General features: G+C 54.6%; 4 protein-coding genes. 1 reads left to right on the top strand and 3 read right to left on the bottom strand.

The features are described from left to right. Positions 1-81: 81 nt before the first annotated feature. The 3 genes from ACEYDX_RS04730 to tsaE all read right to left on the bottom strand — a co-directional run bounded on the left by ACEYDX_RS04730 (position 82) and on the right by tsaE (position 2,626). Positions 82-636, bottom strand: a complete 555-nt coding sequence (locus tag ACEYDX_RS04730) for a hypothetical protein (protein WP_373740882.1) — start codon at positions 634-636, stop codon at positions 82-84. A 242-nt stretch (positions 637-878) separates the two neighbouring features. After that, positions 879-2,171 (bottom strand): N-acetylmuramoyl-L-alanine amidase, encoded by a 1,293-nt coding sequence (locus tag ACEYDX_RS04725; RefSeq protein ID WP_373740881.1) that lies wholly within the window; start codon positions 2,169-2,171, stop codon positions 879-881. Then, positions 2,153-2,626 carry a tRNA (adenosine(37)-N6)-threonylcarbamoyltransferase complex ATPase subunit type 1 TsaE gene (gene tsaE / locus ACEYDX_RS04720; protein WP_373740880.1) on the bottom strand — a complete coding sequence of 158 codons (474 nt, stop codon included), beginning with the start codon at positions 2,624-2,626 and terminating at the stop codon, positions 2,153-2,155. Before tsaE ends, ACEYDX_RS04725 begins: the two co-directional genes overlap by 19 nt. Positions 2,627-2,980: 354 nt before the next feature. On the opposite strand from tsaE, the gene murI reads away from it, so the two are divergent. Continuing rightward, a complete protein-coding gene (gene murI / locus ACEYDX_RS04715; RefSeq protein WP_373740879.1) occupies positions 2,981-3,790 on the top strand; it encodes a glutamate racemase in 810 nt (269 codons plus the stop codon). The last annotated feature ends 384 nt before the right edge of the window (positions 3,791-4,174 follow it).

The raw sequence follows: 4,174 nt of genomic DNA, 5'->3' as shown, positions 1-4,174 counted from the left end.
GGCTTCCACCTTATAGCCCCGATCTGAATCAGATAGAGAAAAAGTGGGCTTGGATTAAAGGTGTTAGGAATCGGCTGCGAATTACGGATGTGGATTGGCTGTTTCAGGTGTGTATCGATAAATAAGTTTATTTGCTATAGTAGGTGTAATATTGCCGGCAGCAAAAGCATAAAAATGACGATCGGCAGTAGTTCCGGTTACTTTTGTTGTATTATGTGTACCAAAACGCATATATTGTAATGCGCTACCGCTGGCAAGAATGTGTCCGTTAGAATCAATGATATCTGTGAAGTTGCCTGCGGTAATGCCGGGGCGCGCAACAGTAATTTGATGACCGTTTACTGTAATCACAGAATCTTTGCTACCGCCCAATTGTGCTGGCTGGGCAGTAGCCATGTCACCTTTGTTGGAATGTAATGCCACTCCGCCTGTTGTGTTGGCAGTATTGCTGTTGTTGGCAGTATTGCTGTTGTTGGCAGTATTGCTGTTGTTGGCAGTATTGCTGTTGTTACCAGGTTTAACAGTACTGGTGCTGTTTGTATTTGCTCCAGATGTTGGTTCAATACTGCTGCTGCATGCGGCTAAGAACAAAGAAGCACAGATGACAGCTGTAGTTTTCATGTTGAATACATTCATATCAAACTCCCAAGGATGAGTTTTAAATTTAGTCGGAAAATAGCTAAGTTCGGTTTTAGCTGGTAAGAATTTTATATTAGTTTATGTTCAAAATTAAGGAATATGTTTTTTGGGTATCCAGTATGAATTTAAATAATTCAATTGGTTGGGTTTGGTATTTATATTTAAGGCCGTCTGAAATTTCAGACGGCCTTGATTTTTTCCTTGCTGATTGATGATTTGAAATTGGAAGTCCCTTTCCTTTACCGCCGCAATACGGCGTTTCTCAGGTATTTCTGTACGCCGTTGGCGATGGCTTGCGCGCTTTGCTGGCGGAATGTGGTGCTGGCGAGCAGAGCCGCTTCGGTGGGGTTGGACAGGAAGGCGGTTTCGACGAGAATCGATGGGATGTCGGGGGCTTTTAAGACGGCGAAGTTGGCTTGGTCGACGCGGCCTTTGTGTAGTTTGTTGAGTTTGCCCAGTTCGGTAAGGACGAAGCTGCCGAGTTTCATGCTGTCGCGGATGGTGGCGGTTTGGGTCATGTCGAGAATGGTGTTGTCGACCTGGCGGTTGCCGCTGCGGCTCACGCCGCCGATGGCATCGGCGTTGTTTTGCGTTTGCGCGAGAAAACGGGCGGCGGCGCTGGTGGCACCACGGGTGTTGAGTGCGTAAACGCCGGTGCCGCGGGCGGTGGGGCTGGTGAATGAGTCGGCGTGGATGGAGACGAAAACGTCGGCTTTTCGGGCGCGGCCTTTGGCGACGCGCACGTTGAGCGGGATGAATACGTCTTCGTTGCGGGTCATGTACACGGTGCAGCCCATGGCTTCGAGGCGTTTTTTGGTTTCGCGGGCGATGGAGAGGACGACGTCTTTTTCACGCAGGCCGCTTCTGGCGATGGCGCCGGGGTCTTCTCCGCCGTGTCCGGGGTCGAGCATGACGATGGGGCGGCGGCCGGGGCGGGACGGGCCTGTGCCGCCGACAGGTCCGTCAACGGCAACGGGCGGTTCGGAACGGCGGCCGCTGCCTGTCTGCGGTGGACGGCTCTGGCTTTGCCCTTTGGAATAGTCGTTGAGCAGTGCCATCATCGGGTCGTCTTCGTGTCCCGCGACTTTGGCGGCGGGGTAGAGGTCGATGACCAGCCGGTTTTTGAAGCCGGCTACGGGGGCGAGCGTGAATACCTGCGGGTGGGTGTTCTGTTTCAAATCGACGACTACGCGCACGGTGGTCGGGGTATTTTGCCCGGCACGGATGCTGCGGATGTAGGGGTCGTTGCTTTGGACTTTGCCGGAGATGGTCTGCAAAACGCTGTTGACATTGGCGTTTTCGATGTCGACGACCAAGCGGTTGGGGTTGTCGAGCGAGAAATGCCGATGGCGCATCGGTCTGGTGGCTTCGAGCGTGATGCGGGTGTAGGCTTGTGCCGGCCAGATGCGGACGGCGGCGAATTCGGCGGCGCCGGCGGTTCTGGCGATGGCGGCGGAAATCGGTGAGACGGTCAGTACGATGCCGGCTGCGTTGCGGACGAGCTGGCGGCGGGTCAGTTCTGTTTTAACCATGTTTCCAAACTTTTTTGTCCGGCTGCTGTGTGTGCGGCAACGGCTGCGTTGCGGCCGGAATCCTGATTGCTTAAGGTAAACGTCAAATCGGCGGGGGGAACGGCGCTGCCGCCCTGCTGCGGCCATTCGATGATGCAGACGCTGTTGCCGAACAGGTCGTCCAGCCCCGCATCTTCCCACTCGTCGGGCGAAGCGAAGCGGTAAAGATCGAAATGGTGCAGGGGAAAAGCAGGCAGGGCGTAGCTTTCGACGATGGCGTAGGTGGGGCTTTTGACTGCGCCGCTGTGTCCGAGCGCGCGCAGCAGGCCGCGTGTAAACGTGGTTTTGCCTGCGCCGAGGCTGCCTTGCAGATAGACCGTCAGCGGTGCCGACAATGCTTGCGCCCATGATGCGCCGAAAGCGAGCGTGGCCGCTTCGTCGGCAAGAAAACGGTGCGGCAGCGTGCCTGTGCCCATGTTTGCAGCCCTGTTTGACGGAAAAGTGGGAATTATGCGGGATTCGGCCTGCTTTGCAAACCTTGGCGGCGGAGAAATTAGAAAATTTTACGGAAAACGGCGGATTTTTAGGACGGCCGTCTGAATACGGGCGTTTCTTATTTGCTTTGCCGTGGATTTTTGCCTGATGCGGAAATGGCGGCGATACCGTTTTGCAGCATATGGAATTCGTACAGGCCGACGGTGTAACTGCGGCGGTTCGGGCGGTTTTGCCGTTATGTTTTCAGACGGCCTGCATTCCCGGCATCCGACGGTTCAAAAGGCCGTCTGAACAGGGTACAATCCCCGTTCGATTTTATCTGCAAATACATCATCATGAACCACAGCAAACAGCGCCCCATCGGGGTATTCGATTCCGGCGTCGGCGGCCTGACCAACGTGCGCGCGCTGATGGAGCGCCTGCCGATGGAAAACATCGTCTATTTCGGCGACACCGCCCGCGTTCCCTACGGCACGAAGTCGCGCGCCACCATCGAAACCTTTACCGCGCAAATCGTCGATTTCCTGTTGGAGCACGATGTAAAAGCCTTGGTCATCGCCTGCAACACCATCGCCGCCGTCGCCGGACAGAAAGTGCGCCAAACCGTCGGCAATATGCCCGTGCTCGACGTGATTACCGCAGGAGCCGAGGCCGCGTTGTCCACCACGCACAACAACCGCATCGGCGTGATTGCCACCAACACAACGGTCAACAGCAACGCCTACGCCCGCGCCATCCACCGTCAGAATCCCGATGCGCTGGTGCGTTCGCAGGCCGCCGCGCTGCTGGTGCCGTTGGCCGAAGAAGGCTGGCTCGACCACGAAGTAACCCGCCTGACCGTGCGCGAATACATGAAGCCGCTCTTGGCCGACGGCATCGACACGTTGGTGTTGGGCTGTACCCATTTTCCGCTGCTCAAGCCTTTGATTCAGCAGGAATCTGCGGGTGTGAAACTGGTCGATTCCGCCGTGACCACCGCAGATGCCGTGGCCAAAGCACTGGCCGCCAACGACCTGCTCAATGCCGACAATCCCGCGCCTGACTACCGTTTTTATGTGAGCGATATTCCGCTGCGTTTCCGCACCATCGGCGAACGTTTTCTCGGCCGCAGCATGGAACAGATTGAGATGGTTTCGCTGGGGTAGGCCGTCTGAACGGCCATACTTGCTGATTGGATCAAAAGGCTGTGTTTGGATATTGTACCGATACCTTGGTTTTGGCCATTCTTTTGCAGGCGGGAATCCGGTTTTAATTTCACAAATGCCGGTTTAAAAAAGATACTGGATTTCAAACAGGGATTACTGCCTACATGGGAATGATGAAAGTCAGAAAAATTGGTATTGCTTGTCGCTAATCAACACAATACCTAAACCCGACCTAATAAAACAAAGGCCGTCTGAAAATTTTCAGACGGCCTGTTTTGAATAGAATCTGTAAATCTTTTCCCAATTAACCGAAAGAACGTCCGCCGAACTGTCTTTCCGAAGCAGTTCTTTCTATTAAGGTTTTTTCCGCCTCAGCAGCAAGCT

The organism is Neisseria sp. (genome assembly GCF_041804105.1).
Taxonomy (GTDB): domain Bacteria; phylum Pseudomonadota; class Gammaproteobacteria; order Burkholderiales; family Neisseriaceae; genus Neisseria.
This window is presented reverse-complemented; position numbering and strand designations above follow the sequence as displayed.